This window comes from Actinomadura sp. 6K520 (genome assembly GCF_004349245.1).
Lineage (GTDB): Bacteria > Actinomycetota > Actinomycetes > Streptosporangiales > Streptosporangiaceae > Spirillospora.
Genome location: NZ_SMLC01000005.1, coordinates 40845 through 60417, shown reverse-complemented (window position 1 = coordinate 60417; position 19573 = coordinate 40845). Strand labels below are relative to the sequence as shown.

Genomic DNA, 19573 nt, shown 5'->3' with positions numbered 1-19573 from the left:
ACAGGAGAACCATGCGCGCCATACAGATCACCGAGTTCGGCGGGCCCGAGGTGCTCACCGTCACCGAGCTGCCCGACCCCGAGGCGGGGCCGGGCCACCTGCTCATCGACGTCTCGCGGGCGGGGATCAACTACGCCGACACCCACCAGGCCGAGAACAGCTACCTCGCGGAGTCCACGCTGCCGATGGTCCCCGGCGGCGAGGTCGTCGGCACGACCGCGGACGGCCGCCGCGTCGTCGCGCTCGTCGGCACCGGCGGCTACGCCGAGAAGGCCGTCGCGCCCGAGGCGCTCGCGTGGGACGTCCCGGAGGGCATCGACGACCTCACCGCCCTCGCCATGGTCATCCAGGGGGCGTCGGCGTGGGTGCTGCTGCGCCGCAGCGTCCACCTGGCGCCGGGGGAGTCCGTCGTGGTGCACGCCGCCGCGGGCGGCGTCGGCAGCCTCGCCGTCCAGCTCGCCAAGGCATGGGGCGCGGGGCGCGTCATCGCCACCGCCTCGTCGCCCGACAAGCGCGACCTCGCCCTCGAACTCGGCGCCGACGCCGCGATCGACCCTGACGAGCCCGACCTCAAGGCCGCCCTCATCGAGGCCAACGGCGGGCGGCGCGTGGACACCGTCCTGGAGATGACGGGCGGCACCGTCACCGACCAGAGCCTGCGCGCCCTGGCCCCGTTCGGGCGCCTCGCCTTCTACGGCATGGCGTCGCGGAAGGAGCCGTCGCCGGTGCGTCCCGCCAAGCTGATGAGCCACTCCACGACGATCGCCGGCATGTGGCTGGCGCACGTCTTCCAGCTCCCCGGGGACGTCATGCGGACCGCCCTCGGCGAGTTGTTCGGCCTCGTCGCGGACGGACGCCTCCGCGCCGTCGGGGGCGGCGAGTACGGCCTCACCGAGGCCAGGCGCGCCCACGAGGACCTGCGCGCCCGCCGCACCACCGGGAAGCTCGTCCTCGATCCGGCCCGCTGAGCGGGCCTTCCGAGGTCAGCCCACGAGACCGTTCTCGTAGGCGTACACGACGGCCTGCGTGCGGTCGCGCAGCGCGAGCTTGGTCAGCACGTGCCCGACGTGCGTCTTGACCGTCTGCTCGGCCAGCACCAGCTCCGCGGCGATCTCGGCGTTGGACAGCCCGCGCGCGATGAGCCGCAGGACGTCCAGCTCGCGCGGCGTCAGGCCCGCGGTCGCGTTCGGGCTGGGCCGCTGGTGCCGCCGCCGGCGCGCGAAGTCGCCGATCAGCCGGCGGGTGATCGACGGGGCGAGCAGCGCGTCGCCGGACGCGACGACCCGCACGCCGTTCACCAGGTCGGCGGCGGAGGCGTCCTTCAGCAGGAATCCGCTGGCCCCGGCGCCGAGCGCCTCGTAGACGTACTCGTCCAGGTCGAACGTGGTCAGGACGAGGACCTTGGGCCGCACGTCGGCGGGTTCGGTGTCCGGAGCCGGGTCGCCGATCAGCTCGGCGGTGGCGGCGAGCCCGTCCATCTCCGGCATCCGGATGTCCATCACGACCACGTCCGGGTCGAGCCGGCGGGCCGTCTCCACCGCCTCGCGGCCGTTGCCCGCCTGCCCGATCACCTCGATCCCCGGGTCGGAGGACAGCAGCGCCGCGAGCCCGTCGCGGATCATGACCTGGTCGTCGGCGATCAGCACCCGAATCGTCACGGCAACACCCTACGGGCCCGAAGATCAGGCCGGGGCGCCGTAGGGCAGTTCGGCGACGACCGACCAGCCGCCGCCCTCCCGCGGGCCGGCGGTCAGCCCGCCGCCGAGCATCGTCACGCGCTCACGCATCCCCACGAGCCCGTGCCCGCCGCCCTGCGACTCCTCCGGCGTGCTGCGGGCACCGTCGTCGGCGACCGAGACCGCCAGCGTCCCGGGGCCGTACCTGACCTCGATGTGGACGCGGGACCCCGGCGCGTACCGGGACGCGTTGCTCAGCGACTCCTGGACGATCCGGTACGCCGACAGGTCGACGCCCGCGTCCAGCGGCCGCGGCACCCCGGTGATGACGACCGCGACCGACAGCCCGGACCGGCGGGCCGCGCCGACCAGGTCGTCCAGCCGCTCCAGGCCCGGCTGCGGGGTGCGCTCGGCGTCGTCGCCGTCGGAGCGCAGCAGGCCCACGACGCGGCGCGTCTCGGTGAGGGCCTCCCGCGCGGCGTCCCGCACCACCCCGAACGTCTGCCGCGCCGCGTCCGGCAGGTCCGGGATCTTGTAGGGAGCGGCCTCCGCCTGCATCGCGATCACCGACATGTGGTGCGCCACCACGTCGTGCAGCTCGCGGGCGATGCGGGCGCGCTCCTCCAGCACCGCCTGCCGCGCCAGGTCCTGCCGGTGCTGCTCCTCGCGCCTGCGCAGCTCCTCCACGGCCGAGTGCCGCCCGCCGACCGCGTCGCCGAAGGTCAGCGCGAGCGCCGCGAGCCCGGCGAGGATCATGGCGAACCAGCCGGGCATGCCGAACAGCACGGCGGGCAGCAGCACCCCGGTGATGGTCACGGCGCCGACGCCGAGGGTGGTCTGCCGGTCGGTGCCGACGCCGGTGAAGAACAGGATGACGACCAGGGCGAGGATCGCGGTGACCGGCCAGGGCATGAAGCCCTCCCCGTGCCGGACGAAGACCATCAGGAGCAGGCCCGCCGCGGCGGCCCGCCACGCGGCGAGCGGCCAGCGCGCCGCGAACATCAGCGGTGTCGCCTGCAGCACGCCCAGCGGCCAGGCGAGACTCGTGGCGACGCCGTCCTGCGTGATGGAGATCGCGATGGACCCGGCCGTGAAGCCGATCGTCAGCCCGAGCAGGAGCAGCAGGATCGGGATGCGCAGCGCCTTGTGCCCGGGCAGCAGGGTGACGGCCGGGTCGTCCCCGCCGGGCAGGAGAGCCGAGCGGACGCCGGCGAGCAGCCGGGGGCGGCCACCCGGCGCGAAGCGGTCTGGTTCGTTCATTTGACTCGGAGCCTAGAACCCGCCGGGGACGGACCGCCTGACCCCGGCGGGGGAGATTCGGCCCGGCCCGCTGGTATCAGCCCGGCGCCGCCCGCCGCGCGGCGATCTTGCGGTGATCGCCCGGGGCGACGGACACTGCGTTGATGACCGACCTGAGGCATCCGATCTTCGCCCGGCTCTACCCGCGGCTGGACGCCGCCACCGCCCGGGCCGGCGGGTCCGAGCACCGCGCCGAGCTGCTCGCCGGGACGTCCGGGCGCGTACTGGAGGTGGGCGCCGGATACGGGGCCAACTTCGCGCACTACCCGCCGGAGGTCACCGAGGTCGTCGCGGTCGAACCCGAGCCGCGGCTGCGCGCCAAGGCCGCCGCGCTCGCCGCCCGCGCGCCCGTCCCCGTCACCGTGCGGCCCGGCGTCGCCGAGGACCTCGACGCCGACGACGCGTCCTTCGACGTGGCGGTGGCCTCGCTCGTGCTGTGCTCGGTGCGCGACCCGGTCCGCGTCCTGGCCGAGCTGCGGCGCGTCCTGCGGCCCGGCGGCGAGCTGCGCTACTACGAGCACGTCCGCGGGAGCACGCCGGGGAAGGTGCGGTTCCAGCGCTGGACCGACGTGGTGTGGCCGTTCCTCGCCGGCGGGTGCCACGTGTCCCGCCGGACGGACGAGTGGATCGCCGGATCCGGCTTCACCGTACGGACCGAGCGGCGCTTCGAGTTCCCGGAGACCCGCGGCAACCCGGCGTCGCCGCACGTCATCGGCATCGCCGTCCGCGACTGATCCACTGCGCGGCCGCGGAACCGCATAAGCCCTTCCCTCCCGGGAAGCTGAGGGGCATGACCACATCCGGTGGGATCACGCACCCCCAGGGCGACCCGTCGGGGAACGGTCCCGCCGGCCCGACCGCCGTCGCCGTCCTCCTCGCGGCCGCCGCCGCCCTCGGCGGTTTCCTGTTCGGCTTCGACTCCTCGGTGATCAACGGAGCGGTCGACGCGATCGAGGGGGATTTCGGGCTCAGCGCCTTCGTCGTCGGGTTCGTCGTGTCGTCGGCGCTGCTCGGCTGCGCCGCCGGCGCGTGGTTCGCCGGGCCGCTCGGCGACCGCATCGGCCGCGTCCGGGTGATGCTGATCGCGTCGGCGCTGTTCGTGCTCAGCGGGCTCGGCTCCGCCCTCGCCTTCGGCGCGGTCGACCTCATCGTCTGGCGGCTGGTCGGCGGGCTGGCGATCGGCGCGGCGTCGGTGATCGCGCCCGCCTACATCGCCGAGATCGCCCCCGCCCGGATGCGCGGGCGGCTCGGGTCGCTGCAGCAGATGGCGATCGTCCTCGGCATCTTCGCGGCCCTGGTCGCCGACTACTTTATCGCCCGCGTGTCCGACGGCGGCGCCTCCGGTGAGTTCCCCCTGGGCGGCACCGCCTGGCGGTGGATGTTCGCCAGCGAGCTGGTCCCCGCCGCCCTGTACGGCGTGATCGCCCTGGTCATCCCCGAGTCGCCCCGCTACCTGGTGAAGAAGCGGCAGCCGGAGCGGGCCCGGGAAGTGCTGCGGCGGGTCATGGACCCCGCCGAGGTGGACGCCAAGGTCGAGGAGATCTCCCGCTCCCTCGCCGAGGACCGCCCGGTACGCCTGGGCGACCTGCGCGGCCCCCGGCTCGGCCTGCTGCCGATCGTCTGGGTCGGGCTCCTGCTGTCGGTGTTCCAGCAGTTCGTCGGCATCAACGTGATCTTCTACTACTCGACCTCGCTCTGGCAGTCGGTCGGGTTCTCCGAGGGCGACGCGATGCTCACCTCGGTGATCAACTCGCTGGTCAACGTCATGTTCACGCTGGTCGCGATCGCGCTCATCGACCGGATCGGGCGGCGCCCCCTGCTGCTCGGCGGCGCGGCCGGCATGGCGGTCTCCCTCGGCACCCTCGCCGTCTGCTTCGCCACGGCGCCCGTCGTGGACGGCGAGCCCGCCCTCGGCGACGTCGCCGGCCCGATCGCGCTGGTGGCCGCCAACACGTTCGTCGCCTCGTTCGCCGCGACGTGGGGACCGGTCGTGTGGGTGATGCTCGGCGAGATGTTCAACAACTTCATCCGCGCCTCCGCCCTCGCCGTCGCCGCCTCCGCGCAGTGGCTCGCCAACTTCGTGATCACCACCACGTTCCCCGCCGTCTCGGGCGTGTCCCTCGGCCTCGCCTACGGGATGTACACCGCGTTCTCCGTGCTGGCGATCATCTTCGTCCTCCGGGCCGTGCCCGAGACCAAGGGACGCGAACTGGAGGACATGGACGCGCTCACCGCGCCGAGGGCCCGCGCGTAAACCGTGCGAGACCCCGCGCCGGTCGAATAGCATGGTCGTATGCCGCACGTCTTCGAAACGACGACGCCGGGTCACTCCCGGCGCGATCGCGGCATGTCCTGAACATTGCACGCGGCAGGGCCCCGGGAGCGATCCCGGGGCCCTGCCGCATGTCAGGCCGCGTTCCGGGACCGGTCCGGGCCCTCCCTGACGAGAGGAGCGGCCGATGAAGCAGGATGCGTCCGGAGGACACCCCGAGTCGATAGCATCGGAAACCGCTGATCCCAGCCCATCGAGTCCTGACCGAATACTGCGAGGAGTACCCGTGTCCACCGTGTCGGAGCTGCGCATCACCCTCGACGGGAGCGAGCGGGCGGTGCCGGCGGGCACCACCGCGGGTCAGGCCCTCGCCGCCGACGGCCGCACCGTGATCGCGGCACGGGTGAACGGCGAGCTGCGCGACCTCGCCGGCGAGCTGCGCGAAGGGGACGCCGTCGAACCCGTCGAGATCGGCTCCGACGACGGCCGGGCGATCATGCGGCACTCCGCCGCGCACGTGCTGGCGCAGGCCGTCCAGGACCTGTTCCCCGAGGCGAAGCTCGGCATCGGCCCGCCGGTGGAGAACGGCTTCTACTACGACTTCGACGTCGCCGAGCCCTTCACCCCCGACGACCTCAAGCGCATCGAGAAGCGGATGCGGGAGATCGTCAAGCAGGGGCAGCGGTTCGCCCGGCGGCCCGTCTCCGACGACGACGCGCGCGCCGAACTGGCCGGCGAGCCGTACAAGCTGGAACTGATCGGCCTCAAGGGCGCCGGGTCCGCCGAGGAGGCGGCCGAGGGCGCGGACGTCGAGGTCGGCGGCGGCGAGCTGACCATCTACGACAACCTCGACGCCAAGTCCGGCGAGCTGCGCTGGAAGGACCTGTGCCGCGGCCCGCACCTGCCGTCCACCCGCGTCATCCCGGCGTTCAAGCTCATGCGCACCGGCGGCGCGTACTGGCGCGGCAGCGAACAGAACCCGCAGCTCCAGCGGATCTACGGCACCGCCTGGGAGTCCAGGGACAGGCAGGACGAGTACCTGAGGTTCCTGGAGGAGGCCGAGAAGCGCGACCACCGGCGGCTCGGCGCCGAGCTCGACCTGTTCTCGTTCCCGAGCGAGATCGGCAGCGGCCTCGCCGTCTTCCACCCCAAGGGCGGCGTCGTCCGCCGCGTGATGGAGGACTACTCCCGCAGGCGCCACGAGGAGGGCGGGTACGAGTTCGTCAACACCCCGCACATCACCAAGGGCGACTTGTTCGAGGTCTCCGGGCACCTCGGCTGGTACAAGGACGACATGTTCCCGCCGATGGAGGTCGACGGCGGCGACTACTACCTCAAGCCGATGAACTGCCCCATGCACAACCTGATCTTCGGGGCGCGCGGGCGGTCCTACCGGGAGCTGCCGCTGCGGCTGTTCGAGTTCGGCTCGGTGTACCGGTTCGAGAAGTCGGGCGTGGTGCACGGCCTCACCCGCGTCCGCGGGATGACCCAGGACGACGCGCACATCTACTGCACCAAGGAGCAGATGGGCGACGAGCTCAAGAACCTGCTCGGCTTCGTCCTCGACCTGCTGCGCGACTACGGGCTCAGCGAGTTCTACCTGGAGCTGTCCACCCGCGACGACTCGCCGAAGTTCATCGGGGACGCCGCCGACTGGGCGGAGGCGACCGAGGCGCTGCGCAGGGCCGCGGACGAGTCCGGGCTCGACCTCGTCGCCGACCCGGGCGGCGCGGCGTTCTACGGCCCGAAGATCTCCGTGCAGGCCAGGGACGCCATCGGCCGCACCTGGCAGCTGTCCACCATCCAGGTCGACTTCAACCAGCCCAAGCGCTTCGAGCTGGAGTACCAGGCCGCCGACGGGAGCCGGCAGCGCCCCGTCATGATCCACCGGGCGCTGTTCGGGTCGATCGAGCGGTTCTTCGGCGTGCTGCTGGAGCACTACGCGGGCGCGATGCCGCCGTGGCTGGCGCCGGTCCAGGCCGTCGGCATCCCCATCGCGGACGCGCACGTCCCGCACCTGGACAAGGTCGCCGCGCTGCTCCGCGAACGCGGCGTCCGCGTCGAGGTCGACACCTCCGCCGACCGGATGCAGAAGAAGATCCGCAACGCGCAGAAGCAGAAGATCCCCTACATGCTGCTCGCGGGGGACGACGACGTCGCCAAGGACGCGGTGTCGTTCCGGTACCGCGGCGGCGAGCAGAAGAACGGCATCCCGATCGCCGAGGCGGTCGAGGAGATCGTCAAGGCGATCGAGGCCCGCGTCCAGATCTGACCGGGAGCGGCGGAGATGAAGTCCAGGAGACCGGTGCGGCGGCCCAGGTCGATCATGGCCAGGCTCGTCGGCTACAGCGGCACCACGCTGCTGGTGGCCGCCGCCGTGGTGGTCCTGCTCATCCCGCTGGTCGACGACGGGAAGGACGCCGGCGGCGCCGGCGCCCAGGGCTCGCCGAGTCCGGCCGCCTCGCCCGGCGGGCCGGTCGGCGTCCCGGGGGACCCGGTCCTTCCCGGGGCGCCGACCGGTTCCGCGCCCCAGCAGGACGGGAGCGGCCGGCCGGCGCCGGGCGGGTCACCGGACGGCGGTGGCCCGGGCGGCGGGCCCCCGCTTCCCGGCCAGGGCGGCACGGGCGGCCTGACGTGGTGCCCGGACGGCACGGCCCACTACCGCGCCACGGGAACCGGCGTCGACGTCGTCATCACCGTGGCCTCCAGCGGAGCGATCCGGGCGGAGCTCGCGCTGCGCGGGCGGGCGCCGGAGTCCCAGCAGACCACCGTCCCGGGCGGCCGCCCGCACACGTTCCGCTTCCGGGGCGTCTCGCCGGCCCTCGTCGAGCGCGTCAAGGTCACCACCGTCTCCGTCGGGGTGTCCATGCAGACGTGCTACGCCCGCGCCGCGTGACGCGGACCGCCGGGGGCGGGAGCACGGCGGGACGCGGCGTTCACCGGTGCGGACCGGCGGGCCTGCGGACGTCGCCGACGGACACGTTGACCGCCGTGACCCGCGACCCCAGCATCAGGCCCGCGACCCTCGCCACGTTGGCCTTCACCGCGTCGGCCACATCGCGGATCACGCAGCCGTACTCGACGGCGATGGCGAGGTCGAGCGTCACCTCGTCCTCGTCCGGGTCGACGTGGACGCCCGTGGCGTCGCGCCCCGTGCCGTCGCGCCCTGCGCCGCCTTCGGCGGCCGGGCCGGGCCGGGCGATCAGGGCGGCGACGCCGGCCACCTCCAGCGCGGCCAGCGCGGCGATCTTCCCGATCACCTCGTCCGCGATCGTGACGCGTCCCTCCACCCCGGTGGTGATGTCGGAGGGCGATCCCCGCAGCGTCATCGGCACCGCGTTCGCCCCGGCGGCGGGCGGCGCGGGCAGCGGCGTCCCCAGCGGCGTCCCCAGCGGCGTCCCCGGCGGCGGCACCGCGGGCCGGTGGGCGGCCGAGTGCGCCGCGCGGCGGGCGGCCGGCCCGGGGAAGAACGGCGCGGATCCGGCCTCCGGCCCCGGCTCGCCGTTCCCGGTGCGGCCTTCGTCGAGCCCGGTCATGATCGCTCCCTGCGGTTCGGTTCGGGACCATGGTGTCGGAGGGACCCGCGGGACGTCACGCAAGGGGCCGCCTGCGGGCGCGTCCCGCGGGCCGCGCCGTCCGGCCGCGAGGCGGGATCCCGGCTGCGGGCCCCCGGGAAACTCTCTCTATGCTGCTGGTCAGGACGTGAACAAAAGGAGACCGCCGCCTTGAGCGCAGAGCCGGAGGAGTCCGTGGTGCAGCAGGGGCGCGACGAGGGCGCGTCCGGTACGGGGAACGAGCGCACGCCCCGCTACGAGGAGGAGAGGGGCGGTGCCGGCACGCCCGACAACTTCCAGCGGCTGTGGACCCCGCACCGGATGGCCTACATCAAGGGCGAGGGCAGGCCGAAGGGGGCGGGCGAGGACGACGGCTGCCCGTTCTGCGAGATTCCGCGCATGCCAGACGAGGAGGGGCTCGTCGTGTCCCGCGGCACGTCGGTGTTCACGGTGCTGAACCTCTACCCGTACAACTCCGGGCACCTGATGGTCGTCCCGTACCGGCACGTCGCCGACTACGGCGATCTGGACGAGGCGGAGTACCTGGAGCTGGCCACGTTCACCCAGCGCGCCCTCACGGCGCTGCGCAAGTGCAGCGGCGCGCAGGGCTTCAACGTCGGGATGAACCTCGGGCTGGTCGCCGGCGCCGGGATCGCGGCCCACCTGCACCAGCACGTCGTCCCCCGCTGGGGCGGCGACACCAACTTCATGCCGGTGGTCGGGCGCACCAAGGTGCTGCCGCAGTTGCTGCGCGACACCCGGCAGATGCTCGCCGACGCCTGGCCCGCCTCATGACCCGCCCCGCTGCGACGGGGGTGGCGCGGCGAGAGCGGCCGGTGCTCGTCTACGACGGCGACTGCGGCTTCTGCACGTCCTCGGTCCGTTTCATCGAGCGGTACGTGCCCGCCCGCGCCGAGATCGTCGCCTTCCAGTTCGCCGACCTCGGTGAGCTGGGCACCACGGTCGAGCGGGCCGAGCACGAGGTCCTGTGGATCGACCGCGCCGGGCGGGTCAGCGGCGGCGCGGAGGCCGTCGGGCGGCTGCTCACCGCAGCGGGCGGCCCCTGGCGGGCGCTGGGGGTGGTGATGCGGGTGGCGCCGGTCAGCTGGGCCGCGCACGCCGCCTACCGGCTCATCGCGCGGAACCGGCACCGGCTGCCGGGCGGGACGGCGGCGTGCGCGCTGCCGCCCTCCGGCCGCCCCGGGACCCGGGGCTGAGCGCGGGCCCCGCCCGGCGGCGGACGGGGCCCGGCACGCGCCGGAAGGAGCCGTCAGGTCTCCCTGGACTCGGCGGCGACCTTGTCGGCCAGATGCGTCGGGAGCGGCTCGTAGCGCAGGAAGGTGCGGCTGAACGTCCCCGTGCCCTGCGACATGGAGCGCAGGTCGATCGCGTAGCGGATGATCTCCAGCTGCGGAACCTCCGCCTTGATCATGGTGCGGCCGCCGGGCACCGCCTGGGAGCCCTGCACCCGGCCGCGCCGCGACGTCAGATCGGACATGATCGGGCCCACGTACTCGTCGGCGATCAGCACGTCCACCTCGTCGACCGGCTCCAGCAGCAGGATCGGCACCTGGCTCGCCGCGTCCTTGAGCGCGAGCGCGCCGGCCGCCTGGAACGCCATGTCGGACGAGTCGACCGAGTGGGCCTTGCCGTCGTGCAGGGTGACCTTGATGTCGACCAGCGGGTACCCGGCGGACACGCCGCGCGCCATCTGCTGCCGGACGCCCTTCTCGACCGACGGGATGAACTGCCGCGGCACCACCCCGCCGACGATCCTGTCGACGAACTCGAAGCCCCCGCCGGACGGCAGCGGCTCCACGTCGACGTGGCAGATGCCGTACTGGCCGTGGCCGCCGCTCTGCTTGACGTGCCGCCCGAGGCCCTTGGCCTTCCCGCCGAACGTCTCCCGCAGCGGGACCCGCATCTCGATCCGCTCGACCTCGACGCCGTACCGGGTCCGGAGCCGCTCGATCAGCACGTCGGCGTGGGCCTCGCCCATGCACCACAGCACCAGCTGCCGCGTCTCGGAGTTGTTCTCCAGCCGCAGCGTGGGGTCCTCGGCGACGAGCCGGCCGAGCGCCTGGCCGAGCTTGTCCTCGTCGGCCTTGGACCGGGCGCGGATCGCCACCGGTAGCAGCGGGTCCGGCATCGTCCAGGGCGTCATCACCACCGCCGCGGCGGGGTCGGACAGGGTGTCGCCGGTCTCGGCGCGGGTCAGCTTCGCCACCGCGCAGATGTCGCCCGCGACGCAGGACGACGCGGTGCGCTGCGTCTTGCCCAGCGGCGAGGTCAGCGCGCCGACCCGCTCGTCGACGTCGTGGTCCTCGTGCCCGCGGTCCTCCAGGCCGTGCCCGGAGACGTGCACCGTCATGTCCGGGCGCAGCGTCCCGGAGAACACCCGGACCAGCGAGATCCGCCCGACGTACGGGTCGGACATCGTTTTGATCACTTCGGCGACCAGCGGCCCGTCCGGGTCGCAGGCGACCTCCCTCGGGGGCCCGCCCTTGACCGGGGTCACGGTCGGGATGCCGTGTTCGAGGGGCGAGGGGAACGCCTGGGTGATGACCTCCAGGAGCTCCAGCATGCCGACGACCGGGCCGGGATGGTCGCCGTGCGGGACCGACGTCGCGAGGACGGGGTAGAAGCTGCCGCGCGCCACCGCGGTCTCCAGGTCCCCGATGAGGGCCTTGACGTCGAGGTCCTCGCCGGAGAGGTACCGCTCCATGAGGCTCTCGTCCTCGCTCTCCTGGATGATGCCCTCGATCAGCGTGGCGCGCTGATCGGCGATCTGCTCCAGGTACCGCGGGTCGGGGTCGCACTCGGTGCGCCGCCCGGTGGAGTAGTCGAAGCAGCGCTGGGTCAGCAGCCCGATGAGGCCCTGCAGCCCGTCCCCGCCCACGGCCGGGAAGTACAGCGGCGCGACGCCCTCGCCGAAGACGTCCTGGCAGGTCATGACCACGTCGTCGAAGTCGCCGCGCTGCTGGTCGATCTTGGTGATGACGACCGCGCGGGGCATCCGCACCGCGGCGCACTCGTCCCAGAGCATCCGGGTCAGGCCGTCGATGCCGTCCACCGCCGAGATGACGAACAGCGCCGCGTCGGCGCCGCGCAGCCCGGCGCGCAGGTCGCCGACGAAGTCGGCGTACCCCGGTGTGTCGATGAGGTTGATCTTCATGCCGTCGTAGCCGAACGGGGCGAGGGAGAGGTTCACCGAGCGCTGCTGGCGCACCTCGACCTCGTCGTAGTCGCTGACGGTCGTACCGTCCTCGACGCGTCCCGCCCGCTGCACCGTGCCGGTGGTGGCGAGCAGCGCCTCCACCAGCGTGGTCTTCCCGGCACCGGAATGGCCGACCAGCGCGACGTTGCGCACCCTGTCGCACCCGCCGGCCTCCGGTGCCCTGCCGTGGCCTCCCGGGTGGCCTCCCTTGTCCGCCATGACTACCTCCTCGGACGGGTCTCCGCGCGGAGGCCCGCGTGCGTGGGGGGCCCGGCCATGCGGGCGGCCCGGCCCTGCGTCCGAGTGCGGCGTCCGGCCTCGTCCAACGTGCGTGACCGACGTCACACCCGTATCACCACCTTTTCCCGTGATGGGCGGGATCACAAGGGGTGAAGGGCAAACAACGGCGATCCGTGCGCGGCGCACGGCCGCCGGACCGGCCCTGACCACGCCGGAGACCCTGCACGGGACGCCTCCGCACTACGATGGGCGCGCTGCGCGGCGGCCCGCGGAAGCCCACTCCCCGAAGATCCACGAGAACGGACGGCGATGCTCAACAGAATCAGGCCCGCGCTGGGGCGCGTCCTCACCCCGGTCGGACACGTGGTCGCGCGGACCAGGGTCTCGCCCAACGCCATCACGGTCATCGGGACGCTGGGCGTCGCCGCCGGCGCGCTCGTGCTGTTCCCCCGCGGCGAGTTCTTCTGGGGCACGCTGGTCATCACCGCGTTCGTGCTGTTCGACATGCTGGACGGCGCGGTCGCCCGGGTCACCGGGAAGATCTCGAAGTTCGGCGCGTTCCTGGACTCCACGATGGACCGGGTCGCCGATGCCGCGATCTTCGCCGGGCTGATGATCGGGCTGTCCCGGGACGGGCAGGAACCGCTCGCCGGCGTCGCCCTGTACTGCCTCGTCGCCGGGGTCGTGGTGTCCTACGCCAAGGCACGCGCCGAGGGGCTCGGCTACACCTGCGACGTGGGCATCGCCGAGCGCGCCGAACGGCTGATCGTCGCCCTGGTGGCCGCCGGGTTCCACGGGCTCGGCGTGCCCTACATCCTCGCCATCGCGCTGTGGGTCCTCGCCGCGCTGAGCACGGTCACGGTCGCGCAGCGGTTCGCCGCCGTGCACGCCCAGGCGAAGGACGGCGCCGAGGCCGCGCCGGAGCCGAGCCCATGAGCGACCCCGCCGAGCCCGGGCGCCGCGCCGCCGGGCGGTCCCCGCGCGGCGCGGACCGCACGGGCCTGCGGGACGAGGTGATGGACGCCGCGTACGCCGCGGGCTGGACGGTCGTCCGCAAGATGCCCGAGTCCGCCGCGCGGCTCGCGTTCACCGCCCTCGCCGACCGCACCTGGCACCGCCACGGCGCCGGGGTGCGGCAGCTGGAGAAGAACCTCTGCCGCGTCCTCGGCAAGGACGCCGTCGACGACGAGGTCCGCATCCTCAGCAAGAAGGTCCTGCGCTCCTACCTCCGCTACTGGCTGGAGGTGTTCCGGCTGCCCGAGTACAGCCGGGCGCGCATCCTCGGCCGGATGAGGATCACCGGCGATAAGAAGATCTTCACCAACCTCGACGCCGGGCGCGGCGTCATCCTGGCCCTGCCCCACATGGGCAACTACGAGCACGCGGGCGCATGGCTCGTCCACCGCGGGTACCCGTTCACCACGGTCGCCGAGCGGCTGAGGCCCGAGTCGCTGTTCGACCGGTTCGTCGAGTTCCGGGAAGGGCTCGGCATGGAGGTCCTCGCCCACAAGGGCGCCTCCGCGTACGGGCGGATGGCGCAGCGCCTCCGCGCCGGCCGGCCGGTGTGCCTCGTCGTCGACCGCGATCTGACCGAGAGCGGCATCGACGTGGAGTTCTTCGGGGCCACCGCCCGGATGCCCGCGGTGTCGGCCGCGCTTGCCATCCAGACCGGCGCCGCACTCATCCCCGTGACACTCTGGTACGAGGGGCAGTACTGGGCGGCGCGCGTCCACGAGGAGATACCCGTTCCTGGTGAGGGCGGCAGACAGGAGAAGATCCAGGCCATGACCCAGGAACTCGCACGCGTCTTCGAGGCGGGCATCGCCGCGCACCCGGAGGACTGGCACATGCTGCAGAAGGTCTGGGTGGACGACATCGCGGACGGCACCGGATGAGGATCGGCATCGTCTGCCCGTACACGTGGGACGTTCCCGGGGGCGTCCAGCAGCACATCTGCGACCTCGCCGAGGCGCTGATCGCCCTCGGCCACCACGTGTCGGTGATCACGCCCGCGGACGACGACGCGGAGCTGCCGCCCTACGTCGTGTCCGCCGGCCGCGCCGTCCCCGTCCCCTACAACGGCTCGGTGGCGCGGCTGGCGTTCGGGTTCCTGTCGGCCGGCCGCGTCCGCCGCTGGATCAACGACGGCCGCTTCGACGTGCTGCACGTCCACGAGCCCGCCGCGCCGTCGCTCGGGCTGCTGGCCTGCTGGGCGGCGGACGGCCCGATCGTCGGCACCTTCCACGCGTCCTACGAGAAGTCGCGGGTGGTGTCGGTGACCGCGCCGATCCTGCAGAGCGCGCTGGAGAAGATCACCGGCCGGATCGCGGTGTCGGAGGCGGCGCGCACCACCCTCGTCGAGCACCTCGGCGGCGACGCCGTGCTGATCCCCAACGGCGTCGCGACCGAGCGGTACGCGATGGCCGACCCGCTGCCGGGCTGGCCCGGCCGCGGCGCGCCGGCCGGGGGAGTCCCGCAGGGGACCGCCGGCGGGGGAGCGCTCGGCTTCCTCGGCCGGATGGACGAGCCCCGCAAGGGCCTGCACGTGCTGCTGCGCGCGTTCGAGATCCTCGGGCGGCGGCGCCCCGGCCTGCGGCTGCTGCTGGCCGGCCCCGGCGACGCCGACGACGCGGTGTCCCGCGTCTCCCCGGACCTGCGCGACCGGGTCGTCGTCCTCGGCATGGTCAGCGAGGCGGACAAGGTCCGCGCCTACCACTCGGTGGACGTGTTCGTCGCGCCCAACCTCGGCGGCGAGAGCTTCGGCATCGTGCTCGCCGAGGCCATGGCGGCGGGCGCCCCCATCCTGGCCAGCGACATCGAGGCGTTCGACCGGGTGCTGCGCGGGGGACGCGCCGGCGCGCTGTTCCCCGCCGGCGACCACGAGGCCCTCGCGGCGGCGGCCGGCGAGCTGCTCGACGACCCGGCACGCCGCAAGCAGCTGTCGGCCGAGGCCCGCGCCGCCGTCCGCGCCTACGACTGGTCGTCCGTGGCCCGCGACGTGCTCCGGGTGTACGAGACGGTCGCGTTCGAGAGCGCCGGCGTCGTCGAGTCCGGCCCGGCCGTGCTCCGTGACGGGGCCTAGGAGACCGCCGGATGTACGACTGGATCATCGACGTCCTGTTCTGGGTCGCCTTCGTCTTCCTGGTCGGCATGTACGTGTCGTGGCGCGCCACCAGGCTCGACCGGCTGCACGTCCGCGTCGAGACCGCCCGCGCGGCGCTGGACGCGGCGCTGGTCCGGCGGGCCGCGGCGACGCTGGAGCTCGCCGCCTCCCGCCTGCTGGACCCGGCCACCAGCCTGGTGCTCGCCACGGCCGCCCACGAGGCCCGCACCGCCGGCGCCGAGCACCGCGAGTTCGCCGAGAGCGACCTGTCGCGGGCGCTGCGCGCGGTCTTCGACCAGCCCGGCTTCGCGGCCGCGCTCGCCGACAGCGGAGCCGGTGAGGGGGTGCTGGACGAGCTGTCCGCCGCCGCGGCGAAGGTCGCCTACGCCCGCCGCTTCTACAACGACGCCGTGTCGCAGGCGCGGATCGCCCGCCGCAAGCTGCTCATCCGCGTCCTGCCGCTCGCCGGGCGCGCCCCGCTGCCCGACTTCTTCGAGATCGACGACGACCCGCCCGGGATCTGACCGGCCGGAAGCCGGCCGGCCGGCAGCGGGCCGGCCCGGATTGAGCACATCCGGGTCCGGCGGCCGTACCGCTGGACGGGCGGGCGCATCCGGTCGTGTTCGCTACCCTCGGGCAGAGCGGTCAAGGGAGGCTCATCGTGCGATCCGCCCGGGACACCGGCATCGGCGGCCGTGCGGCCGCGGTGCTCGGTGCCCTCGTCCTCGGCGCCGGCCTGGTGTCCTGCTCCGACGCGGACGAGCCGAGATCGGCGCCGCCGCCGCGCAGCACGGGCACGCCCCGGCCGAGCGGGACGCCGGCGCCCGCGACGCACCCGTTCACCGGCGAGCGGAAGGGGCTCGACAACCCCGTCCTCGCCGTCAAGATCGAGAACACCCGGCCCGCGCTGCCGCAGAGCGGGGTGAAGGCGGCCGACATCGTCTACGTCGAGCAGGTCGAGGGCGGCGAGACCCGGCTGATGGCGGTCTACTCCTCCGAGCTGCCGAAGCGGGTCGGGCCGGTCCGCAGCGCCCGCATCTCCGATCTGCACATCCTGCCGCAGTTCGGCAGGCCCGCCTTCGCGTTCTCCGGCGTCCAGAGCAAGATGAAGAAGCACGTCCGCAAGGCGCCGGTGTACGACCTCTCCCAGGAGAACGCCGGGGGCGCCTACTTCCGGTCCGGAAGCAAGCCGATCCCGTACAACCTCTACGCGGACCCGAGGGACCTGCTCAAGAGGGCGCCGAAGGCCGGCGAACCCCGCGACATCGGCTTCCGGTTCGGGGACGCCCCGGCGGGCGGCACGGCCACGAAGGGCTTCACCGCGCGGTGGCCGTCGGCCAGCATGGGGTTCACCTGGTCGAAGAAGCAGCAGCGGTGGCTCGCCAGCTTCGGCGGGCGGCCCGACCGCGCTGCCGAGGGCGGGCGCCTGGGCGGCCAGACGGTCGTCATCCAGTACGCCAAGACCACCCGCTCGAAGTTCCACGACTTCCTCGGCAACTACACGCCGCTGATCCACACCACCGGGACGGGCAGGGCCCTCGTCCTCCGCGACGGCAGGTCGTACAAGGCCAGGTGGTCGAGGTCGTCGGAGAAGAAGGGGACCACCTTCACGACCGCCGACGGCGAGCCGATGACGTTCGCGCGGGGCCAGGTCTGGGTGGTCCTCGTCAACGACGGCAAGCCCCACACGCCCTAGAGGCGGGGACGGCCCGGCGGCACGGCGCCCCGGCGCCGCGTCAACCACCACTCTGTAAACGATGGCCCGCCCGCGTTGACACTATGGCGTGTCTAGCGGTCGCCCTAGCAGGCAATACCATGGAACGGACTTGTCGTACTTCCATGTGAGGAAAACCCGTGTCCACTTCCAGTCCCGCCCCTGAGAACGCCACGCCCGAGACCGGGACCGCCCGCGTCAAGCGCGGCATGGCGGAGATGCTCAAGGGCGGCGTGATCATGGACGTCGTCACGCCCGAGCAGGCGAAGATCGCCGAAGACGCGGGCGCGGTCGCCGTCATGGCCCTGGAGCGGGTGCCCGCCGACATCCGCGCCGAGGGCGGCATCTCCCGGATGAGCGACCCCGACATGATCGACGGGATCATCAGCGCGGTGTCCATCCCGGTCATGGCCAAGGCCCGCATCGGCCACTTCGTCGAGGCGCAGGTGCTGCAGGCCCTGGGCGTCGACTACGTCGACGAGTCCGAGGTCCTCACCCCGGCCGACTACGACAACCACATCGACAAGTGGGCGTTCACCGTCCCGTTCGTCTGCGGCGCCACCAACCTCGGCGAGGCGCTGCGCCGCATCACCGAGGGCGCGGCCATGATCCGCTCCAAGGGCGAGGCCGGGACCGGCGACGTGTCCAACGCCACCACGCACATGCGCCAGATCCGGCAGCAGATCCGCCGCCTCCAGAACCTCCCGGAGGACGAGCTGTACGTCGCCGCCAAGGAGCTCCAGGCCCCCTACGAGCTCGTCAGGGAGGTCGCGGCCGCCGGGAAGCTGCCGGTCGTGCTGTTCACCGCGGGCGGCATCGCCACCCCCGCCGACGCGGCCATGATGATGCAGCTCGGCGCCGAGGGCGTCTTCGTCGGCTCCGGGATCTTCAAGTCCGGGAACCCGGCCCAGCGCGCCGAGGCCATCGTCAAGGCCACCACCTTCCACGACGACCCCGGGGTGATCGCCAAGGTCTCCCGCGGCCTCGGGGAGGCCATGGTCGGCATCAGCGCCGCCGGCCTCGGCGAGGACCAGAAGTTCGCGGGCCGCGGCTGGTGACGTGAACCCGGCGGGGTTACGCTGGCGGCGCGGCCGGGTGCGGAACGGCGGCCCCGGCGACGGGGAGGAGGCCCCGGGCGGCGCCCGGCGGCGGGAGGGGAAGAGCATGGCTTGGTCGGTCGCGCTGGCCTGCGCGAGCGCGGGTGAACCCACCGAGGTGTTCCGGCCGGGCCTGGTGCCCGATCCGGACGCCGCCGCGGCGATCGCGCGGGGTCTCTACCCGGCCGACACCCTGACCGAGACCGGTGACACGGTCCTGGACTTCGCGCTCTGGCCGTACGAGGACGAGCTGTTCGTCGGGGCGTTCGAGCGGGCCCTGCTGCTGTGCGACCGGCGGCTGTTCTGCCTAGACGACGACGCCCGCCGCATCGCCGACACCGCCGCGGCCGCGCTGCCCGGCTCGCACTGCGGCGTCCTCGTCCTGCACAACGTCATCCGCGGCTGCTGGTTCCGCTGGTACGAGTCCGGCGAGCTGCTGCGCGACGTGTTCGTCACCGCCGAGGACGGCGTCGTCGTCGACCAGGGCGAGCGGCTCCCCGCCGAGCGGCCGTTCTGGCGCGCCATCGACGCGGGTGCCCCCGACGTCCCGCTGCCGTTCGACCCGGAGGAGTTCGGGCTCGCGCTCGCCGAGGAGCACATGTTCGGCCGCGGCATCGCCGACCGGGGCAAGGACGGGTTCCTGCCGCTGGAGCTCCCGCTGCGCCGCTTCAAGCACGTCTGAGCCGCAGCCCCGGCCCCGGGGAAGACGTGCCGTGACGAGCGGCGTTGTAACGAACGTCTAGGGTTGAACGACCCCCCGAACCCCCGGAAGGTTTTCGCGTGACCGCTGTGCCGACGATCGGTGTCCTGGCCCTGCAGGGCGACGTGCGCGAGCACGCACGCGCGCTGGAGGCCGCCGGGGCCCGCACCCTGAACGTGCGCCGCCCCGACGAGCTGGAGCGCGTCGACGGCCTCGTGCTGCCCGGTGGCGAGTCCACCACCATGTGGCGGCTGGCGCGCTCGTTCGAGCTGCTGGAGCCGCTGCGCAAGCGGATCGAGGCGGGACTGCCCGCCTACGGCTCCTGCGCCGGCATGATCATGCTCGCGGACCGCATCGTGGACGGCGCGGCGGGTCAGGAGACGGTCGGCGGGATCGACATGACCGTCCGGCGCAACGCCTTCGGCCGGCAGGTCGACTCGTTCGAGTCCGACGTCCCGCTGACCGGCATGGGGGACACGCCGTACCACGCCGTTTTCATCCGCGCTCCCTGGGTGGAGTCCGTCGGGGACGGCGTCGAGATCATCGGACGCGCCGACGGCGGCCCGAACGCCGGTAGGATCGTCGCCGTCCGCCAGGGGCGCCTCATGGCGACCGCGTTCCATCCGGAGTTGACAGGCGATTTCCGCGTGCACCACTACTTCGCCGATCTGGTGCGCCGGACCACAGAGGAGGAGTGACAG

The 19573-nt window shown here is 73.3% G+C and carries 19 protein-coding genes; 15 read left to right on the top strand and 4 right to left on the bottom strand.

Features of this window, described 5'->3' with window-relative positions; genetic code table 11:
- Positions 1–11 precede the first annotated feature (11 nt).
- Complete coding sequence (locus E1289_RS02935) at positions 12–968, top strand: NADPH:quinone oxidoreductase family protein (RefSeq protein ID WP_131974983.1); 957 nt, start codon at positions 12–14, stop codon at positions 966–968.
- A gap of 15 nt (positions 969–983) precedes the next feature.
- Here the strand turns inward: E1289_RS02935 and E1289_RS02930 are convergent, their stop codons facing one another.
- On the bottom strand, positions 984–1658 hold the full coding sequence (locus E1289_RS02930; RefSeq protein ID WP_131974981.1) for a response regulator transcription factor: 675 nt from the start codon (positions 1656–1658) through the stop codon (positions 984–986).
- A 24-nt stretch (positions 1659–1682) separates the two neighbouring features.
- Positions 1683–2936 carry a sensor histidine kinase gene (locus E1289_RS02925; RefSeq protein WP_131974979.1) on the bottom strand — a complete coding sequence of 418 codons (1254 nt, stop codon included), beginning with the start codon at positions 2934–2936 and terminating at the stop codon, positions 1683–1685.
- 143 nt (positions 2937–3079) lie between these two features.
- Here E1289_RS02925 and E1289_RS02920 point away from each other — a divergent pair, with 143 nt between their 5' ends.
- The 4 genes from E1289_RS02920 to E1289_RS02905 all read left to right on the top strand — a co-directional run bounded on the left by E1289_RS02920 (position 3080) and on the right by E1289_RS02905 (position 8143).
- Positions 3080–3709, top strand: coding sequence for a class I SAM-dependent methyltransferase (locus tag E1289_RS02920; protein WP_131974977.1), 630 nt, complete (start codon positions 3080–3082; stop codon positions 3707–3709).
- Positions 3710–3765: 56 nt separating this feature from the next.
- Positions 3766–5229 (top strand): sugar porter family MFS transporter, encoded by a 1464-nt coding sequence (locus tag E1289_RS02915; RefSeq protein WP_131974975.1) that lies wholly within the window; start codon positions 3766–3768, stop codon positions 5227–5229.
- A 304-nt stretch (positions 5230–5533) separates the two neighbouring features.
- Entirely contained in the window at positions 5534–7519 is a 1986-nt protein-coding gene (gene thrS, locus E1289_RS02910) for a threonine--tRNA ligase (RefSeq protein ID WP_131974973.1), read from the top strand.
- Between the two features lie 15 nt (positions 7520–7534).
- Positions 7535–8143: a hypothetical protein gene (locus E1289_RS02905; RefSeq protein WP_131974971.1), complete on the top strand. Its 609-nt coding sequence runs from the start codon at positions 7535–7537 to the stop codon at positions 8141–8143.
- Positions 8144–8183: 40 nt separating this feature from the next.
- Here the strand turns inward: E1289_RS02905 and E1289_RS02900 are convergent, their stop codons facing one another.
- Complete coding sequence (locus E1289_RS02900; protein WP_131974969.1) at positions 8184–8783, bottom strand: Asp23/Gls24 family envelope stress response protein; 600 nt, start codon at positions 8781–8783, stop codon at positions 8184–8186.
- A 321-nt stretch (positions 8784–9104) separates the two neighbouring features.
- On the opposite strand from E1289_RS02900, the gene E1289_RS02895 reads away from it, so the two are divergent.
- Together E1289_RS02895 and E1289_RS02890 are read left to right on the top strand one after the other, a co-directional pair.
- Positions 9105–9596 (top strand): HIT domain-containing protein, encoded by a 492-nt coding sequence (locus E1289_RS02895; RefSeq protein ID WP_243712578.1) that lies wholly within the window; start codon positions 9105–9107, stop codon positions 9594–9596.
- On the top strand, positions 9593–10018 hold the full coding sequence (locus E1289_RS02890) for a DUF393 domain-containing protein (RefSeq protein WP_131974967.1): 426 nt from the start codon (positions 9593–9595) through the stop codon (positions 10016–10018). The genes E1289_RS02895 and E1289_RS02890 overlap by 4 nt, the downstream gene beginning before the upstream one ends.
- Before the next feature lie 53 nt (positions 10019–10071).
- Here the strand turns inward: E1289_RS02890 and E1289_RS02885 are convergent, their stop codons facing one another.
- Positions 10072–12237, bottom strand: coding sequence for an elongation factor G-like protein EF-G2 (locus E1289_RS02885; RefSeq protein WP_131974965.1), 2166 nt, complete (start codon positions 12235–12237; stop codon positions 10072–10074).
- Positions 12238–12567: 330 nt separating this feature from the next.
- Between E1289_RS02885 and pgsA the strand changes: the two genes are divergently transcribed.
- From pgsA to pdxT, 8 genes are all read left to right on the top strand, one after another.
- Entirely contained in the window at positions 12568–13194 is a 627-nt protein-coding gene (gene pgsA / locus E1289_RS02880; RefSeq protein WP_131974963.1) for a phosphatidylinositol phosphate synthase, read from the top strand.
- A complete protein-coding gene (locus E1289_RS02875) occupies positions 13191–14153 on the top strand; it encodes a phosphatidylinositol mannoside acyltransferase (protein WP_131974961.1) in 963 nt (320 codons plus the stop codon). The genes pgsA and E1289_RS02875 overlap by 4 nt, the downstream gene beginning before the upstream one ends.
- A complete protein-coding gene (locus E1289_RS02870; RefSeq protein ID WP_131974959.1) occupies positions 14150–15340 on the top strand; it encodes a glycosyltransferase family 4 protein in 1191 nt (396 codons plus the stop codon). The genes E1289_RS02875 and E1289_RS02870 overlap by 4 nt, the downstream gene beginning before the upstream one ends.
- A gap of 11 nt (positions 15341–15351) precedes the next feature.
- Positions 15352–15885: a hypothetical protein gene (locus tag E1289_RS02865; RefSeq protein WP_131974957.1), complete on the top strand. Its 534-nt coding sequence runs from the start codon at positions 15352–15354 to the stop codon at positions 15883–15885.
- Between the two features lie 137 nt (positions 15886–16022).
- A complete protein-coding gene (locus E1289_RS02860) occupies positions 16023–17057 on the top strand; it encodes a DUF3048 domain-containing protein (RefSeq protein WP_243712571.1) in 1035 nt (344 codons plus the stop codon).
- A 158-nt stretch (positions 17058–17215) separates the two neighbouring features.
- The gene (gene pdxS, locus E1289_RS02855; protein ID WP_131974955.1) at positions 17216–18133 is read left to right on the top strand and encodes a pyridoxal 5'-phosphate synthase lyase subunit PdxS; all 918 of its coding nucleotides are present in this window, start codon (positions 17216–17218) and stop codon (positions 18131–18133) included.
- 106 nt (positions 18134–18239) lie between these two features.
- On the top strand, positions 18240–18854 hold the full coding sequence (locus E1289_RS02850; RefSeq protein WP_131974953.1) for a hypothetical protein: 615 nt from the start codon (positions 18240–18242) through the stop codon (positions 18852–18854).
- A gap of 98 nt (positions 18855–18952) precedes the next feature.
- Complete coding sequence (pdxT, locus tag E1289_RS02845) at positions 18953–19570, top strand: pyridoxal 5'-phosphate synthase glutaminase subunit PdxT (RefSeq protein WP_131974951.1); 618 nt, start codon at positions 18953–18955, stop codon at positions 19568–19570.
- Positions 19571–19573 lie beyond the last annotated feature (3 nt).

Coding starts and splice junctions, on each gene's coding strand:
- E1289_RS02935 (WP_131974983.1), top strand. CDS start 12: ATGCGCGCCATACAGATCACCGAGTTCGGCGGGCCCGAGGTGCTCACC.
- E1289_RS02925 (WP_131974979.1), bottom strand. CDS start 2,936: ATGAACGAACCAGACCGCTTCGCGCCGGGTGGCCGCCCCCGGCTGCTC.
- E1289_RS02920 (WP_131974977.1), top strand. CDS start 3,080: ATGACCGACCTGAGGCATCCGATCTTCGCCCGGCTCTACCCGCGGCTG.
- E1289_RS02915 (WP_131974975.1), top strand. CDS start 3,766: ATGACCACATCCGGTGGGATCACGCACCCCCAGGGCGACCCGTCGGGG.
- E1289_RS02905 (WP_131974971.1), top strand. CDS start 7,535: ATGAAGTCCAGGAGACCGGTGCGGCGGCCCAGGTCGATCATGGCCAGG.
- E1289_RS02900 (WP_131974969.1), bottom strand. CDS start 8,783: ATGACCGGGCTCGACGAAGGCCGCACCGGGAACGGCGAGCCGGGGCCG.
- E1289_RS02890 (WP_131974967.1), top strand. CDS start 9,593: ATGACCCGCCCCGCTGCGACGGGGGTGGCGCGGCGAGAGCGGCCGGTG.
- E1289_RS02885 (WP_131974965.1), bottom strand. CDS start 12,237: ATGGCGGACAAGGGAGGCCACCCGGGAGGCCACGGCAGGGCACCGGAG.
- pgsA (WP_131974963.1), top strand. CDS start 12,568: ATGCTCAACAGAATCAGGCCCGCGCTGGGGCGCGTCCTCACCCCGGTC.
- E1289_RS02875 (WP_131974961.1), top strand. CDS start 13,191: ATGAGCGACCCCGCCGAGCCCGGGCGCCGCGCCGCCGGGCGGTCCCCG.
- E1289_RS02870 (WP_131974959.1), top strand. CDS start 14,150: ATGAGGATCGGCATCGTCTGCCCGTACACGTGGGACGTTCCCGGGGGC.
- E1289_RS02865 (WP_131974957.1), top strand. CDS start 15,352: ATGTACGACTGGATCATCGACGTCCTGTTCTGGGTCGCCTTCGTCTTC.
- E1289_RS02850 (WP_131974953.1), top strand. CDS start 18,240: ATGGCTTGGTCGGTCGCGCTGGCCTGCGCGAGCGCGGGTGAACCCACC.